The sequence below is a fragment of the Dictyobacter alpinus genome, assembly GCF_003967575.1.
In the GTDB taxonomy this organism is placed as follows: domain Bacteria; phylum Chloroflexota; class Ktedonobacteria; order Ktedonobacterales; family Ktedonobacteraceae; genus Dictyobacter; species Dictyobacter alpinus.
In genome coordinates, this window is record NZ_BIFT01000001.1 from 5280993 (window position 1) to 5304498 (window position 23506).

At 54.5% G+C, this 23506-nt stretch carries 18 protein-coding genes; 8 read left to right on the forward strand and 10 right to left on the reverse strand.

What is annotated here, in order from left to right; all coding sequences use genetic code 11:
* Positions 1 to 67 precede the first annotated feature (67 nt).
* Positions 68 to 463 (forward strand): YidH family protein, encoded by a 396-nt coding sequence (locus tag EL633_RS20840; RefSeq protein ID WP_126629043.1) that lies wholly within the window; start codon positions 68 to 70, stop codon positions 461 to 463.
* Between the two features lie 79 nt (positions 464 to 542).
* Here the strand turns inward: EL633_RS20840 and EL633_RS20845 are convergent, their stop codons facing one another.
* The 6 genes from EL633_RS20845 to EL633_RS20870 all read right to left on the reverse strand — a co-directional run bounded on the left by EL633_RS20845 (position 543) and on the right by EL633_RS20870 (position 8405).
* Entirely contained in the window at positions 543 to 1937 is a 1395-nt protein-coding gene (locus tag EL633_RS20845) for an ABC transporter substrate-binding protein (RefSeq protein WP_126629044.1), read from the reverse strand.
* Positions 1938 to 2069: 132 nt separating this feature from the next.
* Complete coding sequence (locus tag EL633_RS20850; RefSeq protein WP_126629045.1) at positions 2070 to 3368, reverse strand: WD40 domain-containing protein; 1299 nt, start codon at positions 3366 to 3368, stop codon at positions 2070 to 2072.
* Positions 3365 to 3940 (reverse strand): RNA polymerase sigma factor, encoded by a 576-nt coding sequence (locus tag EL633_RS20855; protein WP_161982289.1) that lies wholly within the window; start codon positions 3938 to 3940, stop codon positions 3365 to 3367. The genes EL633_RS20850 and EL633_RS20855 overlap by 4 nt, the downstream gene beginning before the upstream one ends.
* A gap of 941 nt (positions 3941 to 4881) precedes the next feature.
* Entirely contained in the window at positions 4882 to 6747 is a 1866-nt protein-coding gene (locus EL633_RS20860; RefSeq protein ID WP_126629047.1) for a chloride channel protein, read from the reverse strand.
* A 124-nt stretch (positions 6748 to 6871) separates the two neighbouring features.
* A complete protein-coding gene (locus EL633_RS20865) occupies positions 6872 to 7480 on the reverse strand; it encodes a TetR/AcrR family transcriptional regulator (RefSeq protein ID WP_126629048.1) in 609 nt (202 codons plus the stop codon).
* 109 nt (positions 7481 to 7589) lie between these two features.
* Entirely contained in the window at positions 7590 to 8405 is an 816-nt protein-coding gene (locus EL633_RS20870; RefSeq protein WP_126629049.1) for a GNAT family N-acetyltransferase, read from the reverse strand.
* Between the two features lie 418 nt (positions 8406 to 8823).
* Between EL633_RS20870 and EL633_RS20875 the strand changes: the two genes are divergently transcribed.
* From EL633_RS20875 to EL633_RS20900, 6 genes are all read left to right on the forward strand, one after another.
* Positions 8824 to 9741 carry an LLM class flavin-dependent oxidoreductase gene (locus EL633_RS20875; RefSeq protein ID WP_126629050.1) on the forward strand — a complete coding sequence of 306 codons (918 nt, stop codon included), beginning with the start codon at positions 8824 to 8826 and terminating at the stop codon, positions 9739 to 9741.
* 512 nt (positions 9742 to 10253) lie between these two features.
* Positions 10254 to 10859: a hypothetical protein gene (locus EL633_RS20880; protein ID WP_126629051.1), complete on the forward strand. Its 606-nt coding sequence runs from the start codon at positions 10254 to 10256 to the stop codon at positions 10857 to 10859.
* Between the two features lie 197 nt (positions 10860 to 11056).
* Positions 11057 to 12793, forward strand: coding sequence for an NRAMP family divalent metal transporter (locus EL633_RS20885; protein ID WP_126629052.1), 1737 nt, complete (start codon positions 11057 to 11059; stop codon positions 12791 to 12793).
* Between the two features lie 106 nt (positions 12794 to 12899).
* Positions 12900 to 13514, forward strand: coding sequence for an HAD family hydrolase (locus EL633_RS20890; RefSeq protein ID WP_161982290.1), 615 nt, complete (start codon positions 12900 to 12902; stop codon positions 13512 to 13514).
* Between the two features lie 385 nt (positions 13515 to 13899).
* Complete coding sequence (locus EL633_RS20895) at positions 13900 to 14376, forward strand: Rrf2 family transcriptional regulator (protein WP_126629054.1); 477 nt, start codon at positions 13900 to 13902, stop codon at positions 14374 to 14376.
* Positions 14377 to 14584: 208 nt separating this feature from the next.
* Positions 14585 to 15334, forward strand: a complete 750-nt coding sequence (locus EL633_RS20900; protein WP_126629055.1) for an SDR family NAD(P)-dependent oxidoreductase — start codon at positions 14585 to 14587, stop codon at positions 15332 to 15334.
* A gap of 187 nt (positions 15335 to 15521) precedes the next feature.
* Here EL633_RS20900 and EL633_RS20905 read toward each other — a convergent pair whose 3' ends face one another.
* The gene (locus EL633_RS20905; RefSeq protein WP_218027530.1) at positions 15522 to 16442 is read right to left on the reverse strand and encodes an RNA polymerase sigma-70 factor; all 921 of its coding nucleotides are present in this window, start codon (positions 16440 to 16442) and stop codon (positions 15522 to 15524) included.
* 31 nt (positions 16443 to 16473) lie between these two features.
* The gene (locus EL633_RS20910) at positions 16474 to 17844 is read right to left on the reverse strand and encodes a phytoene desaturase family protein (RefSeq protein WP_126629056.1); all 1371 of its coding nucleotides are present in this window, start codon (positions 17842 to 17844) and stop codon (positions 16474 to 16476) included.
* 187 nt (positions 17845 to 18031) lie between these two features.
* On the opposite strand from EL633_RS20910, the gene map reads away from it, so the two are divergent.
* Positions 18032 to 18775, forward strand: a complete 744-nt coding sequence (gene map / locus EL633_RS20915; RefSeq protein WP_161982291.1) for a type I methionyl aminopeptidase — start codon at positions 18032 to 18034, stop codon at positions 18773 to 18775.
* Between the two features lie 130 nt (positions 18776 to 18905).
* Here the strand turns inward: map and EL633_RS20920 are convergent, their stop codons facing one another.
* Positions 18906 to 19892, reverse strand: a complete 987-nt coding sequence (locus tag EL633_RS20920; RefSeq protein WP_126629058.1) for an alpha/beta hydrolase — start codon at positions 19890 to 19892, stop codon at positions 18906 to 18908.
* 251 nt (positions 19893 to 20143) lie between these two features.
* A complete protein-coding gene (locus EL633_RS20925; RefSeq protein WP_126629059.1) occupies positions 20144 to 23341 on the reverse strand; it encodes a hypothetical protein in 3198 nt (1065 codons plus the stop codon).
* Positions 23342 to 23506 lie beyond the last annotated feature (165 nt).

The following is a 23506-nucleotide window of genomic DNA, read 5'->3' on the forward strand; positions in this document are numbered from 1 at the left end:
GTGGTGAGGGCGGTGGTATGGTGGAAAGGGCTCTATTTTGGAGGAAAGATTGAGGATTAGCGTGTAGATGCAAGATGAGAAGAAGAAGTCGAGGCGCTGGACAAGTCGCCAGGTGACGAATCATCTGGCGAATGAGCGTACGTTTCTGGCGTGGATGCGGACAGGGCTGGCGACGATTACGATTGGTTTTGTGGTGGCTCGTTTTGGTTTATTTTTGCGTGAGTTGGGTGTGAAAAATCAGCCGTTACCATTGGTCTCGTTACACTATTCGATGATTATTGGTGTGGCCCTGACCTTTCTGGGTGTACTGGCAATCGTCTGGTCGCTCTTCCACTTTATTCAAGTACGACGCGACATTGACCGTGACACGTTCCATCCTGTGGTTGCTTTCCCGATTGTGTTGACGGTTCTGGCCTGTATCATTGGTGTCCTGCTGGCCGTCTATCTTTTCTTGACCTCTTAAAACTCCCTCTCGTATGCTGCCGTCAACCTTTGCTGCATGTTATCGATAGTCAGTGTACACGGTCTAATGATCTCTGTATTTATATGTAGGCTTGTAGTGCAATCTCTTCGATCGTGGCAAGGATGTTATCCAGCTGTTTGGGATTCTCAATATACTGCAGGGCTCCTTGCCAGTAGTAGTTTTCGACGATCAGGGGCATCAGGTCGTCGGCACTGACGCGGAGTGAACTGGCGGTCGCCATCTGTTTGGCGGCATTGCGGGCCAGGTCGTCGGGATAGCTGGTCAGGTCGACATTTGCGTTGATGGAGGTTGCTCCTCCGCGCTTGACCCAGATGCTCTGGGCTTCGGCACTGGATAAAAACTCCATATATTGGCGCGTCCCATCATTATCCTTGAAGGCTGCGATCAGGTCGGCGGTACCGACGACGGAGCCTTTGTACTTTGGATTGATGGTGGGGAAGGCAAAAAAGTCGAAATCTTTGCCGCTCTGGCTATTCTTGAATTGATCCTTGATGAAGCCGGCCGTGAAATCGCCCAGGTAGTACATGTAGGCATTGGCTGGCTGGTCGAATGGCAGGTAGGAGGCATCCTGGAAATTGGTTGACAGGATGGTCTGGGGACCGCCTTTGATGTAGTGTTTGCCGTGCGCGATCTGGCCAAAGAGCTGAAAGGCATCCTTGACGCTGGGATGGGTCCAGGGAAGCTGATGGGCGATCCACTCGTCATACATATCTGGCCCATATTTATTGATATAGATCTCGTCGATCCAGTCGGCCGCCGGCCAGCCGCTGGCCGTTCCGCTATTCATGCCCATCGACCAGGGATACTTGCCCTGCGCGGCGATCTTGTCTGAGAGCGCGATCAGTTCGTTCCAGGTTTTGGGGATACTGGCACCGATGGCCTTGAAGGCCTTTGGATTATACCAGATGGTATTTTTGGCATTGGCTTTAGGCAGGATCGCATAGATGCCGCCGCGATACGAGGAATAATCGATCCAGGTCTGCGCATAGTTCTTCTGGAATTGTCCCATATCTAGAAAAGTGTCTAGCCGCAGCAGTTTGTTCTGGCTGGCAAGCTGGTGGAAGGTGCTCACGCTGGGCATGCCGCAGACGTCCGGTGGATTATTGCCTTTGAGGCGGGTCGCCAGCACGGCGTTAATATCGCGCGTGGTTTCGCTAATGACCCCGATACCAGTCTTTTTCGTGAAGGCCGCGTTAATCTGCAGGAAGCTATCCAGTTCTTCACCGCTCCAGACGGTCAGGGTCTCGATGGACTGGACATGGGTCGATTTATTGCTGTTGGTGTGGGTTCCGGGATTCTCATTGCAGGCCGCCAGCAGGGAGGAGGCCGCGCTCAGGCTCAATCCGGCCGCCGTGGCACGGTAGAAGAATTCACGTCTTGAGATCCTGGTCACCACGAAATCTTCAACTAACAGGTCAAGTTCTTGTCTGGCATGCCGCCCGAAAATCGTCATTGCGGGTCCCTCCTTGTGTCTTGCATGGTTGCGCTATAACATCATTGATACACGCCAGGATGCCAGGTGAAGCAACTGCCTGCTCGCCATGCGGCCACTCTCGCCATGAGAGCAGCCGCATGGGCCGATCCGTTATGTGCCGGGCTCCCAGATCTGTGCCGTGCGATCCCAACTGCCGGAGGCTATTCTCTTGCTGTCGGGCGACCAGGCCAGGACATCGATGAGATCCTTATGCCCTTGATAGGTGAAAAGTGGCAGGCCATTTTTCGCATCCCAGACCTGGACCGTCTTGTCCCAACTGCCGGAGGCCAGGTATTTGCCATCGGGCGACCAGGCCAGGGCATCGACATCTTCAGTGTGACCTCGGTAGACGAAGAGCAGTTTTCCACTCTGAGCATTGATGACCTGCACCGTCTTGTCGCGACCCCCGATGGCGATAGTCTGGTCCCTGGGCGACCAGGCCAGTGCATCTACAGTATATCCTATGGCATAGATGTGGTTTAAACGTACGACGCCAGTCTGGGAATTCCAGATCAGTACCCGACCATCGCGACCGCCAGAGGCGATCTCGCTGTCATCGGGCGACCAGGTCAGGGCATTCACAAATTCGCCGTGTCCGATAAACTTTACCACGAGATGGCCATCAAAGGCCTGCCAGACCTGTACGCTATGATCACCGCTCCCGGAAGCGATCTCCTTGCCATCGTGCGACCAGGCGACGCTGCTCACCTCTGAACTATGGTTTGTATAGACCTCGACGGTATGGCCGGTAAAGGCCTGCCAGACACGGACCGTGTGATCCCAGCTCCCCGAAGCCAGGAACTGACTATTGGGCGACCAGGCGAGGGCATCTACCGGCTCACTATGGCCGGTATAGGTCATGACCACCTGGCCCGTGGCCGCATCCCAGACCTGGACCGTATGGTTGTAGCCGCCTGTGGCAATGTAGCGACCATTGGGTGACCAGGCGAGGGCGCTCACATAATCATTTTGACCGTTAAATGTCAGCAGGGCGGTCCCCGAGGCGCGACTTGTGTTCAGGATACTTAGGAAGCCGAACAACAAGATTGTCGCCGCCACAAGCAACATGGCCGTTGCTTTGACCGTCTTCGGACGGGCAGGCACTCGAAGCGCGGCCGCTCGTTGTATGGACACCGGCTGTCTGTCCTGCATCGATATAATTCGCGGTGACCAGCTAGCGCGCACTTTTTTGTGTTTTGCCTGTAGCGCAGGTCCAGGATCAGGTCTACTATAGGACCGTGGCAAGGCACGCAAAGCCTGATCCATCAGGTAATAGTTTTCCTGTGTCTTGCGACATGCCTCGCACCCAGCCACATGAGCGTTAAGTGCGATCCGATCCGCATGTGAGAGATCGCTGCTCCTGAGTGCCAGTTTTCCCTCCCAGGCGGCACATGGTGGCTGACCCATCATTGATCTTTCTCTCTTTCTACAATAAGTGCATAAATGCTGCGTAGCTCCTGGCGTGCACGCGAAAGATATTTGTCGACGCTATTTTCTTTTATTCCTAGCATATCTGCGATTTCAGCTTTACTTTTATTCTCGTGGACATAGAGTAGTAAACAGTCTCGATGTTTGGGCTTCATCAGGTCAAGTGCCTCGTAGAACAACTCCTTAGAGATATAGCCATCCTCGGGACCCTCAACCTGTAAATGATAGGTATTCTCCTGGCAGGAAGCGATATCGACGGTCGCTATCTTCTTCCGGCGCTTCTGAAGATCCAAAAAACTATGATTGGCAATCTGATATAACCAGCTCTTGAACGCTGCCGGCTCTTTCAGCGATGCCAGATTGCGCCAGGCCTTAAATAACGTGTCCTGCGCCAGATCTCTAGCCATATGATCATTATTCATTTTTTTATGTAAGAACATATTGATCTGATGAAGATAGGTCGTGTAGAGAACAGCGAATGCCTGTTCATCCTTCTGCTGAGCTCGCCGGACTAGATCCTCCATATTCGGAGGCTCGCTACCTGCCTCTGTCATGACTCGACTCCTTCTTCGAGAGACCCCATCGTCTTGTGTGCATCTATACAACATGGTGTGGATAAGCTGGCGCGCCCCGATCCCGCTAAGTTTTCTCACACCCTTCACATCTCTTTATGCATATCTGTCTATATAGACTACCAGGACACCAGAAATAGGACATACTTGAAAAGATATTATGCAGGAAAATAATAATCGAGGAGCAAATACTTACCTATGTTACGCTCCCTTTTCATGACCATGTTGAGTGTGAAAATCGTTACGTAAGATGTGTGTATGCGACGGTGACGTACGCCGAGTGGGCGCCACACGCGAGGCCGCACTGCTGTGTTTACGAGGGCGAATGTTCATGCACGGGACGCAGTGCTGTGGCGCCTATACCAATCACGTTGGATGGGACCACATTGATGGGGGAAGGTCTGGCGGGCGTGTTCGTCCATCCAGAATCGTGCCCGTACGAAGCGCATCACCTCCATGATTCGTGTGCTTCTACGTTGCCGAGCGAGCATGTTTGAAGAACCATGAGTGGTGTAGGCGCCACAGGCATGCGATGCTTTTCTAACACGTATCACCGTTGATCAAGCCGCATGCCGACCTTGCGTGTGGCGCCCACTCGACGTACGCTCGGCCGGCGGAACACGCCGTTCCATGACGACCTAGATCGCCGCCCATGATCGGTGCCGAACATACGCCGAGGGAGCGGGTGCCATGAGCGAGCGTTGCGTACGTGGAGTGGGCGCCACACGCGAGGCCGCACTGCTGGGTTGACGTGGGTGAACGTGCAAGAACGACTCGCAGTGCTGTGGCGCCTACACCAATCACGGTGATGATGCGTCAGTGATGAGGAACGTGTGGTACGGCTGTGTGAAGCACGATCATCCGGCCCTGCGACGTGGAGTGAGCGCCACGTCGCAGAGCCGGATGATCATGTTTTCCCAATCTTATGCCGGGACGTTCTTCTGGATGATGGTGTCGATGCGGCGTTCATCGTTGTGGACGGTTTTGCGGTAGAGCCGCATGACGTCGGCGACGAAGATGATGCCCAGGACGTTGTTAAGTTGGGTGAGTGGATGCTGCTCAACGACCGGGGCCCAGCTGATCCGTTGTGTGGTCAGCTCTTCAAGCACGTTGTCGAGTGTGTCCTCGGCGTTGATGCTCTGGGCTTTGTGATTCATGGTTTCGCCGACCGTATGGCTGGCGCGTAGCCGTTCCTCGGTACGCTCGATGTCGCCGGGTGTGAGGATGCCGACCAGGGTGCCGTGTTCGTTTATGACTGGTAGGCCGTTCAGCTTATGTTGCTCGAAGAGGGCAATGGCCTCGCTGAGCGGGGTCTCCGGTCGTAGCTGCTGGACCAGTGGCTTCATGGCCTGACGTGCTGAGAGCGTTGCCAGTAATGGGAAGGTAAACTGCAAGCGGTGCGCCGGCGAGTCCGCCCGTGTCGCGACCTGGCTGCTATAAATGGACTGCTGCCCAACAATTAGGTAGGCCAGGCTGACTGCGATCATGGCCGGTGCTACCAGGGAGAGGTTGCCGGTCATCTCGGCGACCATCAACATTACCGCAATGGGCGCGTGAGCGATGCCACCGAACAGGGCCATCATGCCCACGATCACAAAGGGGCCGGGTGTCGCTGGAATACCGGGTAGTACATGGTAGCAGAGCCGCCAGACCAGCGCGCCGAGCATCCCGCCGATCACCATACCAGGACCAAAGATACCGCCGGAGCCGCCGGAGCCGATGGAGAGTCCTGTGGTCAGGATCTTCACAAAGGGGAGCGTGATAATGATCCACAGCGGAATGGCGAGCAGGCCATTTGTACGCATACTGACCTGCACCCAGCCATAGCCCATGCCGATTGCCTGTGGGATCATCAGTCCGATCAGACCAACCAGCAGACCGCCGACCGCTGGCTTAAACCAGTTGGGGAGAGGCATACGATGAAAAACGTGCGTGAGTCCATAGAATCCATTGGAATAGAGTCGGCCGACCAGTCCACAGAGTAGTCCCAGCACGACATAGTAGATCAGCTGTGGAGGCGATGAGAAGGCCAGATTATTGGGAGTCGAGAAAATAGGATCCCAGCCGGACCAGGCGCCAAAGATGCTATAGCCGACGATCGAGGCGATCAGGCCTGGAATCAGGGCTTCGACCTCCAGGTCATCGCGATACAGGATCTCGGCCGCCAGGATCGCGCCACCCAGTGGGGCGCGGAAAATGGCACCGATGCCCGCGCCGATGCCGATCGCCAGCGCGATCCGCCGGTCCTGCGCATCCAGCCGTAGTACACGTCCCAGGATTGAGCCAAAGCCCGCGCTAATCTGGGCCGCCGGACCCTCCCGGCCCGCCGAGCCTCCGGTCCCGATGGTGATTGCGGACGCCACCAGCTTGATTATCGGGATACGTGCCCGGATGGGCTTGCCCTCATGGAAGGCCGCGATCGCCGCATCGGTACCATGGCCCTCAGCCTCAGGTGCCAGCGTAAAGACGATAATACCGGCGATCAAGCCACCGAGCGCCGTGATCAGCGGTAGCAGCCATGGATGGGCCGCCGCCCAGAAAGACGTCACCACCGTTGCGCCCTCACCGGCCGGCTCGGGTGGCTGATAGCCAACCAATCCACCAAGAAAAATACTCGTCGAAAAATGGATCGCCGCATAGAACGCGATGGCGCCCAGACCCGCGATACAGCCGATCAACGTACTAAGAAAGACCCATTTGAGCAGGTAGCGTGGACTCTCAAAGCTGTGGATCAGACGCTGTAGTCGGAAGCGCTTGCGGCCGGCTAAACGACTTGATAAAGAATTCATAAGCTCTTGTTACTCCTGATTATATTATTATGAGTGGGCAGTCATTCATTAAAAAACAACAAAAAAAAACGATTACGTAGATTCGGGGCTTGTCCCCGATTGTTTTCGCATGATATCCCCACGATTATGTGGGTTGTGCAGTCAGGCCCTGGATAATTGCGTGGGCGATGGCGCTTGCACGATTGGTAATCTCGGCTTCAGGCCAATCAAGGACGCGGGCCGATAAGATATAGGATTCGGTAAGGGAAAGCACGAGGAGCGCGTTGGCTTCGCTGCTCTCGGCCTGGATCTCGCCATTGGCCCGACCTTGCTCCAGAACCATAGAGATCACGGCCAGGTAGTCGCGTAGCAGGCGCGTCGCCTCGGCCTGGAAGGCGCGATTGACGCCGTAGAGGGCACTCATATAGACGCTGAAACTATCGCTATCTTCTTCGGCCAGACGAGCAAAGGCCAGAAAGAGCCGCGCGATGCGTTGCTCTAACGTTCCGGCTTCCGCCAGGGCCGTACGCACCGTCCCGAGTTGCGTCTGAGCAATCGTGCGCAGCATCGCCAGGAACAGCTCGCGTTTATTCTCAAAATAGAGGTAGATGGTGCCCTTGCCGATGCCGGCCTGTTCCGCGATCAGATTAATATTGGCCTGATCAAAGCCCAGGCGCGCAAACTCGCGGGCCGCCTCACGCAGAATCTTGCGCCGTGTGGCTTCCCGCATCTGCTCATCTACAATCTTTGGCATAGCACCCTCTCGATCTCACCCTGCTTTTTTCTTCTTGCCCTTAGTATAGCATATTAATGGGCAGTTGGTCAATATAAAATCTAGCCCGGTTGTGCGCTTATCGTCTGGTCTAGCCTCTGGCGGGCCACCATTCGTATGTGGAGACGGTGCAGAAAGGGCGGAAGCCGATGTTCTCATAGACAGAGCGTCCCTGGGGGGAAGCGGTGAGGACGGCGACGCGATAGTGGAGGCGGCGCGCTTCAAGGGCGGCCGTGCGTGTCATAATTGACCCGATGCCCTGGCGGCGGGCCGCATGGATCGTAACAATATAGCGGATCGAAGCCACTTCTTTGCCCTGGAAAAGGGCCGCTGTAGCTACTGGCTGATCATTGAGGAGTCCAAGATATAGGCGGTATGGGTTCCCCGGTTCCAGAGAGAGCTGGTTGTAGGCCTGGTAGAAGTGTTCATTGATCTCAGGCGGTGCTCCACAGCCCCAGACCTCAATCCATTGCCGCAGCCTGACACTATTCGTTACTGGTTGAATCTCCAGTCCAATCGGATTCGACACCTCGTCGCCGATCTGCTGGAGGTCCAGCGCCATACCTGGCTCAGATTCATCATAGGCAATGCCTTGCTCCTCAAGCTGAGCGTGAAAGTTAGCGGGCTCTGAGGCTGATCCTATATGCCAGTGAAATGGCAGGTGCCGTTGCGCAAAATATGTGTGGATACGCTTGATCGTGGTCGAGAGCTGTTCGGGCCTCTGCTGCGTCTTGATCACGCCATTCAAGAAACTCAGCGGCACACCCGTCTCGAACCATGATAGTCCCGGCTCCTCATGGAAGCGCGCTTGCGGCAAGGTACAAATGAAACGAGCAAAATCAATATAATTCTCATCCAGCGCCAGAGCCAGTTGGGCCGGCTCAAAATCTCGCAAGATATCACCCATGGAACATGCTACCTTTCGTTTCTATCCTGATGCTGATCGTCTAAGATGCTGCCTCCTAAACCACTTGTAGGACACGCCACATGCTCTGAAACCGCCAGCACGAACAACCGCTCAAACAAGTCAAACGCATATTTTGTGTCATGCTTGCAGTATAACATGAAAATACCTCTATCTACGACTGCCAGTTTTACCATGCTTTGGGTGTTTAAGTGCCAGTCGAAACGTTTAGGAAAAAACGCGCACCTATGATCCTTGTACTCCAATTTCAGAGGCACAATAAATGCACTTCTTCGATATGTGTGTGTATAATAGAGTTGAATTGGTGTTGATCATTATTATCTCTTCTATTCATTCTTGCGGCATTACTGTCTGGTTATAATGAAGGGCAGAGAGAAGTATTTAGAAGGATGGTTCTTGTATGGCTAACGTTGAATTTGGGTGGATGCCTCCGGTGGGGGATAATACGCTGCCGCGGCAAGAGTTTATGGGAAATTTGCAGCGTGGTCTGGATACGATTGTGGGTCATTTTGACTCGGTCTGGTTTCCAGATCATGTGCAATTTGATGATAGTCATTTCCTGGAGGGCTGGACAACCCTGACCTATCTGGCGGCGCGGGAGCCACGCTTGAAATATGGGCATATCGTGCTCTGCCAGTTGTTTCGTAATCCGGCCCTGCTGGCCAAGATGGCAGCGACCTTGCAATATCTGAGCCAGGGCAACTTTATCGCCGGTATTGGTGCCGGATGGAACGAAGCCGAGTGTAAAGCTTACAATATCCCTTATCCTGGTCCAGGACAGCGTGTTGATGAACTGGATGAGGCGCTCCAGATTATGAAGGCGCTCTGGCGCGAGGACCACGTCACCTTTGAAGGGAAATATCATCGTGTGACCGATGCTTTCTGCCAGCCCAAGCCGGAGCCGATTCCTCCGATTATGGTGGCCGCGTTCCAGCCGCGTATGCTGCACCTGGTGGCCCGCCATGCTGATTGGTGGAATATCGGCTATCGCGATCTCGACAGTGCCAGAGAGCTCGTGACCAAACTCGACGCAGCCTGCGAGGCCATCGGCCGAGACCCGAAGACCATCCGCCGTACCGCCATGATTGGCTGCTATTGCGCACCCAACGAACAAAAATTGCAGGAATTGACCTCCAAGCACAAAGGACCCTTTGGACCAGGCCTGACCGGCACCCCCAAACAGGTCGTCGAGCAATTCAAACCCATCGTCGACCTCGGCATCGACTACTTCATGATCAACGGCGGCGGCTTTCCCGACACAACCAGCCTCGAACTCCTCGCCCACGAAGTCCTGCCTGCCCTCAACGCCCGCACATAAAGACCAGATAAAAACAAAACGAGCGGTCGCGGCGACCGCTCGTGGTTAATACTTTTCGTTACGCGATGGTCTCTTTACCGAATAGAGGGAAAATAAACCGGCAAAAGACCAAACAGAAATAAAAAGAGCAGTAGCGGCTGCCCTCGTGGCTGCGAACGTGCTTGTACGAGCAAAGCCGCTCGCACCACGAGTTCACCTCCCTTCACGTCTCGCCCTCTGATCATCTCCGGCCACCTTCCCTAGAGATCATGTTTATTTGTGCACGTAGACGTAGAGGAAGGTGGCCGGAAGCTATCCTCAAGGGAGGCTGGTGGAAGGTGAGCTCATGGTGCTTGCTAGCTCCGCTCATGAGGGGACGTTCGCAGCCACGAGGGCAGCCGTTACCGGTTGGGTTTGAGTATGCATTTGTTGGATGGATGACATAGAATAACGTCTATAAAGGTAGATGAATCGATGGGCAGTAGATAGACAGTTATTTGCTACCTGGCAAGCAAGAAAGTATTTATGCTTCTATGGATCCAAAAGAATATCGTACACCACCTAACCTACCACCTGATATGCCACCTGTCATGCGTAGTCAGCCGATGGGATGTTTTACTTTCAATCTGATCTTCAATTTGTTCTTGCTGTGTTGTATTGGCATTGGCATCATTTTTATCTTGCATCTTTTTGGCCATTACGGCCAATATACTTTGATTGCTGGCATCACTGGCATGCTGCTTCAAGCACTCTTGTACCTATGGCCCAAACTGCCCTGGAGTCGTCATAGAGTGCGTAATAGAATGCGTGATAGTCTTTCGAGAAGATTTGCTGTAGGCAACACGTCTGCTCAGACTGACCCGCGACCAGAAGGCGAGGTCGCGGCTGATCGCCGCTTTATACGTAAGATGGCCTTCCGGTCACTTCTCATCTCAGTCGTTGTAGTGGCTGTGGCTTTCATTGGCATGGCATTGCTGCCCGCTGACCCGCTCCCTTTCGCAATTCTTGCTGGCATCCTTGGATTCACTATCTGGTTTGCTGTGTGCGTCATCGGGCTGAGCCTGCTCGTGTTGTTTTTGAGCCACACAAGTAATCCTGTTGTGCATAAAGATGATGATGCTACCTATATAGATTTTTGAGTTTATGCCTTTATAGGAATATAGTCCCTATATGGATTCCAGGCCTGCGACGTGTCAGCGGCAGAACGTACGAAGTATGAAGAGGGTTAGCACGAAACTTTTTTCCGGGTTTGCATGTTATTAATAGGTAACCTATTAGCTAGCAGTCTGCGTCTTGCAGGGGCTCATAGGATCTTTGATGAGAGGGTCTTTTTTTTATGGCTAAAAATCAGGTGGAAAAGAGTGCGCAATCAGCCGGAGAAATAAAAGCAGGGATGGCGGTTGAGGCGACACATGGTGATCTGGGTGAAGATGATATCAGTAAACCCAAAGTAAAAGGGGTCGTTCGCGATGCTCATGGCGATGTAGCAAAAATTGTCGTTGAAAAAGGTGCGCTCTTTAAGAAGCAACTGGAGATTCCGGCCAACCGTATTCAGAGCGTTGATATGGCTGGCGGCCCTGACGGTGTGGGTGTGGTGCGGGTCGATGCTAGCGAAGTAGAACTAGAGGCATTGAGCACGGTCGGTCCTGAGGAACTTGCGGATGCTAATGAGCATGAGCTGAGAGAACGGCAGCAGGATAGTGGGGTGTTGCGCGAGATCGAGGAGAATATTCCGACGGCCGAGGGTGTGCGCGAGATGGAGTTGAGCAATCGCCTGGCGGCATCAGACGCTGAAGAGCGGGAGGAGACACCTCAGCCGGATGCGAAGCGACGCGGTGGTATCCCTGAGCTACTACGCACGCTGGGTCCTGGTTTTATGGCTGGCGCGGCGGGCAACGATGCCTCGGCGGTCACGGCGTATTCGATCGATGGTGCGCAGAATGGCTATGGACACCTCTGGCTGCTCCTCCTCTCGACGCCAATGTATCAGGCGGTGCAGTATACCTGCGCGAAAATCGGGCGCGTCACCCGGATGGGGCTGGCCGAGGTGTTGCGTGAGCATTATGGTCGTTGGGTTGCCATTATCGCGGCTATGGTATTGATTGTCGCAAATCTCTCGCTGATCACGGCCGATCTGGTTGCCGTTGGTAGTGGCCTGGAACTGATCACCGGCATCCACTGGATCTGGTTTGTGGTCCCGGTGGCGGCTCTGATCTGGTACTTCACCGTCTTCCGGGACTTTGAGGCCCTCAAAAAGATCTTTATCATTATGAGTCTGGCCTTTATTGTCTATGCCTTCACGGCCATTTTGTCGCATCCAAACTGGGGTACGGTCCTGTATAATACCTTTGTGCCGCATGTGGACTTTAATTTTGGCAGTATCAGTGCCGCCGTCGCCTTGCTCGGTGCCACCATTTCGCCCTATAACATTTTCTGGCAGGTGCAGGGTGAAAAGGAAGAGAAGCGCCCCGGCACGCTGCCCCAGAAGATCCGCCTGGCGGCCCTGGATATCGCGACCGGCGTCATCAGTGGCAACCTTGTCGCTTACTTTATTATCCTTACGACCGCCACCACGATCTTCGCGAATCCGAAGCATCACAATAGTATCCAGACCGCCGCGGACGCGGCTCAGGCGCTGGTCTATGTGCTGGGACCAGTCGCCAAATACCTGTTCTCCATCGGCCTGATCGGCGCGGGCCTGGTCGCCATTCCGGTCCTGCTTGCCAGTACATCCTATGCGGTGGCCGGCACCTTCGGCTGGCCCGTGGGACTCTCCAAGAAGCCCTGGCAAAACGAGGGCTTCTACCTGATCCTGACCGTGGCCCTGCTGATCAGCGTGGGTATGTCCCTGCTGCACCTGGATCCGATCACACTCATCTTCTGGGCGAACGTCATATCAGGCGTGCTGGCTCCGATTCTGGTCGTCTACCTGATCTTTATTGGCAATAGCCGCAAAGTGATGCGGGACCAGTCCTTAAGCTGGCTCACCAACGTCATCCTGGTCTTGACAGCCCTGGTCATGGTTACGGCGGCCGTGCTCTTATTCTATGGTCTCTTTACCGGACAAGGATAGCCCGTTGTTCATGGCGTGAGATCGGCATACAGGACTTGTTTTCCGCGCTTTTAGCGTGTAAGTTTTAGATAGATAGTTATCTGCGATTATGAAGGAGCAAGTTTGTATGCCGATCTCTGCGGTCATTTTTGATTTGTTTGATGTCCTGTTATTGCAGGGGCAGCGCCATGTGCGACATGCGTTTGAGCGTGAGCGGGGGTTACCTGAGAATTCTGTAGAGGAGACGATGCTGAGCTCGCCTCTCTTTCGCGATGCTATGGCGGGCCGTGTCTCGACGCAGCAGCTATGGGAGGATGTGGCTGGCCGACTCAAACTGGCTAGCTCCGATTGGCATGTGCTGGCGAAAGTGTTTAACTCCGGACTCAGCCTGAACGAGGAACTGGTGGAGTATATACGTACGTTACGGCCGACGTACAAGCTAGCGATCTTGAGCAATGCGCCCGCAGATGTACGTGGGCTGATCACACGAGAATATCAGCTAGACCAACTGGTGGACCTGATCATTATCTCGGCCGAAGAACTCTTGCATAAACCACAGCCCGAAATCTATCAACTGGCCGCCAGGCGCCTGGGCGTGCCGGTTGAAGCATGTCTCTTTATCGATGATCGCCCACCATTCATTGCCGCCGCCTGGCAGGTCGGCATGCAGGCCATCCAATTTCAGAACAGCCAGCAAACCATCACCGACCTGCAAGCCATCCTGAGCAAGCAGAACTCCTGAGCGCCATAAGCGAGAGGTAAATCCGAGTGCAATGGTTTGAGAAGCGCCCCCTCACCGCAATGCTAAAGATCAGTGAGGGGTGCCATGCATTTTTTGACAAGAGCAGCCATGGACCCATCCCCTCATACATCTCACATCACGATAGGTCATCCCCAACATGATCATGATGAGGGACGTTCTCGTGGGCCGTCTCCTCGCACCATGTCAAAGCACCTGTTGACGACCATGATCGCCGTCTCCTCGCCCTCTGTGAAGATCCTTAAACATGGCCATGATAGGATGTATGGCATTGCAAAAAATAAATGGCACCCATCAGTGAAGGCGACCTCTTGACAACGCTTCTAATTGTAACTATAATGGTTACGATTAGAAGCGGAGAAAATATATGAGATCAAATAGCCATTTTACTGTCGCGTTGCACATTTTAACCTGGATCGCTCTGGCGTCACAACAACAGGATAACATCACCTCAGATCAGATAGCGGGAAGTGTCAACACGAATCCCGTCTTTATCCGGAGGATCCTGGGAATGCTACACAAAGCCGGTCTGGTCAATGTACAGCGTGGAGCAGGCTCCGGATGGACATTGACACGTCCTCCTGAGCAGATATCCTTGTTGGAGGTCTATCAAGCAGTCGAGCAGTCGCCGCTGTTCGAACTGCATCATACACTTCCCAACCAGGAATGTGTCATCGGAAAAGGCATCCAGCCAGCATTGACACGTTTCTATAGTGATGCAGAGGCTGCGATGAAGCGGCATCTGGCTCAGAGTACTGTGGCCGACGTTCTCGCTGAGACATTGACTCCCTCTTCTCAAACCACGCAAACAGGAGCGAACCTTAATATTCTAGATCCTGTCTAAAACGTGGCGTTCTCCACATACGAGGAGAAACCCTCTTTTTTTAGCGTTTAATGTAACTGTATTGGTTACATTAAACACAGTGAAGAGCGAGAAAGTGATATCTTCCGCTCTTTTATAGACCATTATCAGTCCGCTCTATGATGATCGATAGAACAGACTAATAATGCGCTTTCGCGTCGATACTCATTTTCACACAAAGGAAAAAGACATGAATAAGCTTGAAGGAAAAGTTGCCGTCATCACGGGTGCTAACAGTGGCATTGGACTCGCGACAGCTCAGCGCTTCGTCGCGGAGGGTGCCTATGTTTACATTACCGGTCGCCGTCAAAGTGAACTGGATGCTGCGGTACAGAAGATTGGCAAGAACGTGACTGCGGTTCAGGGAGATGTCTCGAACCTCGCCGATCTTGATCGCCTGTATGCCACCGTGCAGCAGCGGCATGGCCACATCGACATCGTCTTCGCAAACGCCGGCGTTGGGGAATTTGTTCCCCTGGGGGAGATTTCCGAGGCTCACTTCGACAAAACCTTCGACATCAATGTCAAAGGAATGCTCTTCACGGTGCAAAAGGCGCTCCCACTCTTGCGGGATGGTGGTTCGATCATTCTAACCGCGTCAAGCACCGCGAACAAAGGCACACCGGCCTTTAGTGTGTACAGTGCAACGAATGCGGCGATCCGCTCATTCGCACGCAGTTGGATATTGGACCTGAAAGACCGCCAGATCCGCGTGAATGCCGTCAGTCCTGGTCCAACCAATACTCCTGGTTCTGACGACTTAGTAGCGACAGAAGAGGAGCGCGAGCAGTACAGGAAAAACTTTGCGGCCAGCGTACCACTAGGGCGTATGGCCGATCCTGACGAAATTGCGAAGGCCGTGGTGTTCCTGGCATCGGACGACAGTAGTTTTGTTACTGGTATCGAACTGGCTGTCGATGGGGGCCTGGCACAGATCTAAGAGCGCGTGTTTGACTTCCATCCCAATGGAAGTGGTGCGTTTTTAGCCAGCCTGGGGAGCGCAGGCGCCTCCATTCTTGCCTTATTGGTTGATGCAGCAATGGCGCGAATGCGCCATTGCTGCATCAACGATGAAAGAGGATGTGAGCTGATACGTTGCCGAAACACAGCGAGAGAAAAGACGACCATCACTCTTTTAGACGAGGTGTGGAATCGTGTGCATTGGGCATCAGGCGTTGGAGTTTGGCGGGATTGATGATGCTGTAGATATTGCGGATGCGGTTGTCCTGGATCTCAAATAGGATGACGCCGTAGATGCCTTGCGGGGTATAAATCATAATCGCGGGTTGGCCGTTGAGATTGATGATGCGTACCTGGCTATCGGGAGGGATGAAGCGCATACCGCCAAACATGCCTCGGGTGACTCTGGTGGGGCCGATCACCGGTTTGCGTGCCTGGGGGCCTGTGCCGTTGCTATCGCCGGTAAAGACGATGTCGTCGGTTAGCAGGTGGAGTAGGCCCTGCATATCGCCCTCAATGCTGGCGCGCAGGAACTGCTGGGTCAGTTGCTCCTGTTGCTCACGCGAGACCGCGAAGCGCAGGCGTTGCTGACCCAGGTGCTGGCGGGCACGGCGTAGCACCTGGCGACAGTTGGCCTCACTCTTCTCAACCATCTTCGCGATATCGGCATACTCATAATCAAAGATGTCGCGCAGCAGAAACACCGCCCGCTCCAGTGGACCTAGTTTCTCCAGCATCACCAGGAACGCATACGACAGCGACTCATCCTGTATCACGCTCTCAAAGAGCTCGGGATACAGGCTATCGGACAGTGGTTCAGGTAGCCAGGGACCGACATAGATCTCGCGTTGTGTCCGTGCCAGGCGCGAGTGATCGATACAGAGCCGCACCACTACCGTTGAGAGATATGCTTTTGGGGATTCCACCCTGTCCTGTTGCGCCTGTAGCCAGCGCACAAAGGTCTCCTGTACCATATCCTCGGCGTCGCTGCAACTTCCCAGCATGCGATAAGCAATCGAAAAGAGCAGCGTTTTATATTGCTGAAAGATGACGGTCGTTGTATCTTCGGGCTTATTGCACATGGACATCTTTTTCGCACTCCTCAAACCATGTCAGATGCTATTGTAGCACAGCTTCCGCTCGAGCTATGTGCCTGGATGACAGTTGCTGAAGCAAGAGCTGAGCCGCCTGACGGGCGCTATTCATGCTGGCATCGGCCAGAAATCCCTCGCCGATCCAGTCTCCAGCCAGCAAGAGCCGCTCAATGCCTGTTGCCTGAACTTTGGGTCGACCGGCATAGCCACCAATGTTCGTAGTTGGGAGCATACTGACACCATCCATACGTGGTAGAAACACCCGCCTGACCAGCAACTCACGCCAGCCCGGCTGTACGCGGTTTAGTAAACCTTCCAGTTCACGCTCATCCTCTCTGGGATCACTGGGATGGTGTGGGTCAAGTTGCTTGAAGGTGTGAATGACCGCACCACCTGCCGGTGCTATTTGTGCATAGCGGGACTGCGCCGTCAGGAAGCGCGGCCCCTCAAGGTCCTGTACCACGGGATGGGCATGATCAGGCAAGCTGCGTAGTGCCACATCCAGGCAGGCTATCTCGGCGGGTAGCATCGTAGCCAGATAGCTGCCAAGCGGGGCTGCTGATACCGCGTCCAGTAACTTGATCGCCTCTCTGGGAGTCGTCGCGATAAGCACGGCCCGCGCCGCCACATAGTGTCCATTGGCTAGCCGCACCCCCTGCACACGGCGACCCCGCTGCTCGACCGCCTCCACACGGACACCCGTGCTGATCTGCGCACCAGCCTGCTCGGCCGCCTGACGCAAGCCATCCACCAGTACCTGCCAGCCGCCATCGAGATACAGGATCGGATGCTTCAGGGAAAGTTGGAGTTTATGGATCAGGACCTCCGCGCTCACCTGATCCAGGGCCGCGCTATACACATTCGTACAGGCAAACATACGTAGGAACTGTTGGACGCGTGGACGTCTGGCCCTCGCCGCAATCCAGTCCGACACGCTCATCCGGGCCAGTGACGCTGGTTTCAAGCCAGTCAGTTGCGCGAAGATACGTCCCAACTCCAGCTTATCGCGTAGGTCCAGTAGTTTTGTGCGCAGCAAGTTCGATATACTATCCGGAAACTGATAGAGCCGATCCTCGCGTAACACCGAGATATCGGTTGGCCGATGGCTAACGTAGGCAATCCCCAACTCACGCAACACCTCTTCGGTCGCCCCACCACTATACAGAGCGTGTGCCCCCAGATTCAAATGATAACCCTCAAACACCGTCGTCGCCGCTCGACCACCTGGCCGCGCCGCCTTCTCATAGAGGCGTACCGAAGCCCCTCCGCGTGCCAGATAACAGGCCGCAGCCAGTCCCGCCAGCCCGCCACCGACAATTACTACATCCGTGTCCGTATGTACGCCATTTTCATCCATTGTATGCTCCTCATCCGTATTCAAAGCATATTTATCCATTATGTGAGCCTCTTTTCTCTTTCTTATTGAACAATTGGCTGCACACTAGACGGGAACATCACCTTGTTTGTGACACGTTGCTGTTCCTGATTTTCCGCGCATTCGTATCCCTGGCTCCTTGATGGTATACTACAATTCAGGTTTCTTCCAGAAAACTGGAAGTCTATGCAAAAGGGGGAAAAAGAACTTGGTCGCTACCACAGAAGCGGAGAGAGCTGGTTTACGACGAGCGAATCAAGCTACAGCAAAGCTCTTACAAGACCTCGCAATATTGGCTCGTCCAGGGGTAACAACGAGTGAGCTGAATGACTACGCAATGGACTACATCACCAAACTGGGGGCCAAACCTGTCTTTGCGACAGAAGAGGGGTTCCCAGGCTGTATCAATACCTCGGTGAATGATGTCGCTGTGCATGGAGTACCGGGCAAGCAGAAATTGAAGCTCGGGGATGTGTTGAGTATTGATGCCGGAATGCTTTTAGATAGCTATGCTGGCGATTCGACGATCACCATTGCGGTTGGGAAAATCGCCCCAAAACATCAGTATCTCATCGAGACAGCACACGAAGCCATGATGGCAGGTATCCAGGCAGCACGCCCTGGGAGGCGCATCGGCGACATTGGATATGCCATCCAGCAAGTAGCCTGGTCACGAGGTTTTAACGTTGTGCGTGAGTATATCGGACACGGCCTCGGTCATGTCATGCACGAGAAGCCAGATGTGCCAAATGTTGGTCGTTCTGGCACTGGCCCCAGGATTCCGGAAGGGCTGGTGATTACCATTGAACCGACCCTGGTCGAACAATCGGCACGTATGAAAGTTGATCCCGATGGATGGAGCGTCCGAACGAGAGACGGGGGATGGGCAGCGCAGTTTGAACATACCGTGATCGTTACTCGACACGGGGCAGAGATTTTGAGTAGTCTCTAGCCAGTTGCTCGCATTCCTTGCGTGCGACGACGCGATGCAGACTGGTCACATTGGACCAGCCTGCATCGCGTCTCCCTTCCCTTTTTACCAGCTTTCCTACAATGGATAAGCGGCCAAGCTGGAGCAACTATTATCTCTGGTCTGCGTGCAAATACATCATTAAAGTCTGATTGAGCTGGGCGACGGCCGCACGCACAACCGGGGCCATTGTAATCGGGTTGAGTAGCAGAAAGTCGTGGATTGCTCCTATATAACGAGTTGCGGCGACCGGTACACCTGCAGCCATGAGTTTATGGGCATAGGCTTCACCTTCATCGCGCAAGACATCATTTTCTGCAGTAATGATCAATGCAGGAGGAAGTCCGCTAAGTTGGTCGAACGAGGCCTGTAATGGTGAGACCGTTGGCTTATCCCGCTCAGATTGTGGTACATAACTATCCCAGAACCACTTCATTGCCTCGCGCGTAAGCCAGTATCCATCGCCCCCAAACATGCGATATGATTCTGTATTCAGATTAGCATCCGTTACAGGATAACAGAGGGCTTGAAAATCGATTTTAGGTCCACCACGTTCCTTTGCAAGCATGGTGACGACGGTGGCCATATTGCCTCCGACACTATCACCGACGACCGCGAGTCGTGACGTATCAACGCCAATGGACGCGCCATTTTCTGAGACCCACTTTGTCGCGGCATAGGCTTGCTCGATCGCGGTCGGATATTTGGCCTCCGGCGAACGTTCATAGTCAACGAAGACCACAGCGGCCTGCGCACCATTAGCAATCTCACGTGTCAGGCGGTCATGGGTTTCTTTATCACCAAGGATCCAACCACCACCATGGAAATGCATAACCCCCGGTAGGGCAGCACTCACCCCCTGCGGTCGGACGATGCGTAGAGAAATCTCACCCGTTGGACCACCGGCAATAGTACGGTCCTCAATATCGGCTGATAGTTTCGGGACATTTACCGAGTTCTGTACACTAACAAGAACATTACGCGCGTCGGTGGGCGATAATGAATAGAGAGGAGGCCCTCCCTGGGCTTCTAGCTTCTTGAGAAAGTTGAGTATAAAGAGACCAATTTGCGAGGCACGACGATCTTGTACGGTACTCATAGTTTAGTCCTTTCTCCTAATAGAACACTGACTAACTCATCTCTGACACAGGTATACGCCCATGTTATTAACCAGCACGCTTCAGGAGAGAGTGATGTAACAGCCACAAAGATCTGATACTTGATCACGACCATGGGTAGCGCGATCCGTTCCTGGGTGGGAAAACGTGTGAAGCGGACCGAGCGTACATGGAGTGGGCGACACATGTCTCGGGATGGTGACGCCCATGTCGGACCATGTCACGGACAGGTTTATGCGGGGAACATATATTGGGCGGCCTCCGCTACCAGGGGCGATGAATCTTGTTGGTAGCTGGACAGGCGGGCGCGCAACTGGTCGTTCCAGCCTTTGCCCTGGATGACCTGGGCATGGAGCGCGGAGAGCGCGAGCCGGCGCAGGCGGGGATCCGGGTTGGCGGCCAGCCGCTGCTCTAGCTCGTCCAGCCGGACTTCTGGTCGTGTGTACAATTGCTCGATCTCCCTTTCGGTATTGATCAGGGCATCGGCGTGTAGTTCAGGTGCAAGGGTTATGAGGGCCGCTGCAAGCTCGTCCCATGGCAGTCCTGCAAGGGTCAGTCGCATGCGCAGGGTGAGGGTAAGTGGGTCCTCGTCCAGCACTGCCAGGAGTACGCGGGTAGCTGGCAGGAGACGCTGGCGTCCCATGCGTAGCACGCTCAGGTAGTTCTGGATGGTGGTAGTTAATGCCTCGCGTTTCCCCAGTAGCTCTCGGATAGCCTCTCCAATCAGTGCCGGTTGCTGGCTGGCATAGGTAGCAAAGACCGCTTGTGACGCCCAGGATGCTTCATCGGGTAGCAGTGAGTGCATCAGCTTGAGCAGCGGCGTCACCAGGATCTGATCGGCGTCTGTCAGGTGATCGCCCCCAATACGTTGCAGGGTGCTTACCCGAACCTCTGGCTCTGGATGGGCCAGCAGGAGCTTCAGCAGGTCCAGGAGTTGTACGCGTGCCCAGGAGGAGAGACCATCCTCCGGAATACGTCCGACCGCCTGGGCGACCGAGACATCCGGCTCCTGAGCGGCCCGCCTGAAGCTGTCCCAGGATTCCGGTCGCTCAAGGTAGGACCAGAAGGCCCTGAGCAGGGCGATGCGTACATCGCGATGGAGCTCTTCCTTCTCCATTTCCTGTAGTTGCTGGTAGGCCGCCTCGGATCCCAGTTCGCCAATCAGGCGCACGACCTCTTTAGCCACGGTAATCTTTTTAAGTGGAGTAGCTTGTAAGAGCCGTAGCGCCTCCTGCTCAGGCATCTTCAGCAGGATGCGGCGCAGCGCATAGATCGCGATGCGCGCCCGATCATCATCGAGGGCTTCAAGCAGGGTCGGGATACCCTGGCCCGCGTCCAGACGGCTCAGCACGCGCAGCGCGTGATCTCGTACACCCAGGCGTGGGTCATTGGCAAATGAGATCAGGGCCGCGGCATCGATAAAGGCCATTGCTCCCAATTGATTAAGGGGCGTGATAACTTCATACGCCGCACGATCTTGTTGTCGAGCCAGCTCCAGCAGCGTCTGCGCGAACAGCTCCTGCTGACGTGGCGTCCAGCGCTGGAAGCCATCTGTTATCCCCAGCATCAGCCGCGTCTTACCCGTACTAAAGCGTCCCGCATAGGCCTGTTGACCCAGGAACGGCGTCAGCAGATCCTGGCGTTGACGATTCAGATAATTCATGACTGCATTGAGCGTGATAAAGCTTTTGTCTATTTCCAGCAGCTGGGGCACGAGCACAGCCAGCCGTTCAGGTGTATGTTGCTTAAACAGCGAGAGAATGCTCTCAGCCACAGAGCTGTTCAAGGTGTCCCGCAGGATTGCATCTAGAATTGTCAGCAACTCAGGCACGTCCCGGATGCGTTTGTCGAATATATAAGCCAGGGCTAGCAGTATGTATTCGCTCTCGCGATTGTGCCAGATGGGTAGGAGTGGTAGCAGCTCGTTGGCAAGATGGCGTGTCTCGGCCAGCGTGAGTGTTCTATTGAGTTGTGGAAGGCGTATATATGCGCGTTCACGATAGATCAGTGCCAGCTGGCTTGCCGCCCACTCAGGATGGAATGGTAGCAACTTTGTGCTTAACGTCAGTAGTGCATAGATGCTCATGGACGAGAGGTCGCTGGCATCAAGCGCATCGCGGATAATCTGTGTCAGGTCGTTGAGCTGTTCTGACTGCCAGCGACCAGTAGGGAGGGCGGCCAGCTCGGTCAGCATCGCGCGCCGCACCGGATCCTGTTCAAAGCGGCGCTGCAAGACCAGTTTCAGAGCATCCTGGCTGTGAGCGCCCTGATAGCGGATAGCCGCAATCAGCGTGCCGAGCGCTTCAGCGCGTATATCGGCATCATTTGAGCGCACAAAACGCTCAAGGAACGCCACGGCCTCATCCCATGGCAAGAATGCCGCATAGCGCAGTCGCTCTTCAGTCCGTGTCTGTAGCGCCGGTAGCTCCAGATGCCGGCGCGCCTCTGCTACCCGCTGCTCAGTTGGCAGGGCCGCCACAAGCTCGTGTGCTAACACACCCTCCCCTGAGCGCCAGCCCAGACCGCAGAGTTGATAAACGGCCGCCCGCTGCTCTGGCCGCAACTTTGTGAAGCAGGATTGATTAATACTCGTAGGATAGCGCTCGAACAATGCCAGTAGCTGGTCCAGTTTTAAGCGCGGAGCCACTGCATTAAAAGTAACCGGAGACTGCTCATCACTTGCCAGTACCAGCTCCGCCAGTTCCTGTGGCCGTTTCTTGAGCAGGACATAGAGCCGCAAACGGCCCAAAGGAACCAGGGTCGCCAGCGTCCTTACAATATCCAGCGCCAGATCAGGCATAGACTCGCTCAACGCGAGTAGCACCGTATTCACAATCCCGCGTAGCCGCGGATCTTGCTCAACCCCATTTGTTGCCTGGACCAAAGCCTGAACCTGCGCATGTGCCAGCTCAGGATGCATCCGTGTCAGGCGTTGCCAGTCAATTACATCAAAGCGATCCAGCAAGGCAGGCAGTGAGCGTGCCACCAGCTCCTGCGAAGCCAGCGGTACTAGCCGCTTAAAATGGACATCCCGGCGTGTCGCCAGCATCCCGATATAGTCATCGATCAGCGCCAGTCTGTGCCTCCGGATTAAGCGATGGAGCAGCGCCACCCGTAAATCCAGTGCCAGCGTATCCAACGCCTGTAGCACCTGTGCATCACTAGCAAACAGAGCCACCAGAGCTACTGCCAGAGCCCGCACGCTACGCGACGGATCAGCCAGAGCCAGTAGCGCCGGAGCCGCATCACCACTCCCAAAGCATGTCTGCAATCCCAGCAACCGCTCATAGATCGAGCCCTGCAACAGATCCGCAATCGTCTCGCGTGCACTCTCATCACTGCCAGCCAGGCGACCAACCTCAACCATCCGCAACATCCGCCCTTTATGCGTCAACGCCTCGCACTCCTCAAGCAGAACCTCTGGTCTCATCGTCTCTCGCGCCTTCCTATAGTCTAAAAGATCGAAATATCATCATATCCATTTTGCCGTATCGTATCGTATTTGATTACATGCATATTGTCAATCAAGTTCTGCCCGCCAGATACCGGCGCTTGATCTTTTAGTATATTGCCTGTTGAATGGCGAGTACAATAG

Bases quoted from the DNA above. Each gene is read 5' to 3' on its own strand.
- EL633_RS20840 (WP_126629043.1), top strand. From the start codon at position 68: ATGCAAGATGAGAAGAAGAAGTCGAGGCGCTGGACAAGTCGCCAGGTG.
- EL633_RS20845 (WP_126629044.1), bottom strand. From the start codon at position 1,937: ATGACGATTTTCGGGCGGCATGCCAGACAAGAACTTGACCTGTTAGTT.
- EL633_RS20850 (WP_126629045.1), bottom strand. From the start codon at position 3,368: ATGATGGGTCAGCCACCATGTGCCGCCTGGGAGGGAAAACTGGCACTC.
- EL633_RS20855 (WP_161982289.1), bottom strand. From the start codon at position 3,940: ATGACAGAGGCAGGTAGCGAGCCTCCGAATATGGAGGATCTAGTCCGG.
- EL633_RS20860 (WP_126629047.1), bottom strand. From the start codon at position 6,747: ATGAATTCTTTATCAAGTCGTTTAGCCGGCCGCAAGCGCTTCCGACTA.
- EL633_RS20865 (WP_126629048.1), bottom strand. From the start codon at position 7,480: ATGCCAAAGATTGTAGATGAGCAGATGCGGGAAGCCACACGGCGCAAG.
- EL633_RS20870 (WP_126629049.1), bottom strand. From the start codon at position 8,405: ATGGGTGATATCTTGCGAGATTTTGAGCCGGCCCAACTGGCTCTGGCG.
- EL633_RS20875 (WP_126629050.1), top strand. From the start codon at position 8,824: ATGGCTAACGTTGAATTTGGGTGGATGCCTCCGGTGGGGGATAATACG.
- EL633_RS20880 (WP_126629051.1), top strand. From the start codon at position 10,254: ATGGATCCAAAAGAATATCGTACACCACCTAACCTACCACCTGATATG.
- EL633_RS20885 (WP_126629052.1), top strand. From the start codon at position 11,057: ATGGCTAAAAATCAGGTGGAAAAGAGTGCGCAATCAGCCGGAGAAATA.
- EL633_RS20890 (WP_161982290.1), top strand. From the start codon at position 12,900: ATGCCGATCTCTGCGGTCATTTTTGATTTGTTTGATGTCCTGTTATTG.
- EL633_RS20895 (WP_126629054.1), top strand. From the start codon at position 13,900: ATGAGATCAAATAGCCATTTTACTGTCGCGTTGCACATTTTAACCTGG.
- EL633_RS20900 (WP_126629055.1), top strand. From the start codon at position 14,585: ATGAATAAGCTTGAAGGAAAAGTTGCCGTCATCACGGGTGCTAACAGT.
- EL633_RS20905 (WP_218027530.1), bottom strand. From the start codon at position 16,442: ATGTCCATGTGCAATAAGCCCGAAGATACAACGACCGTCATCTTTCAG.
- EL633_RS20910 (WP_126629056.1), bottom strand. From the start codon at position 17,844: ATGGATAAATATGCTTTGAATACGGATGAGGAGCATACAATGGATGAA.
- EL633_RS20920 (WP_126629058.1), bottom strand. From the start codon at position 19,892: ATGAGTACCGTACAAGATCGTCGTGCCTCGCAAATTGGTCTCTTTATA.
- EL633_RS20925 (WP_126629059.1), bottom strand. From the start codon at position 23,341: ATGAGACCAGAGGTTCTGCTTGAGGAGTGCGAGGCGTTGACGCATAAA.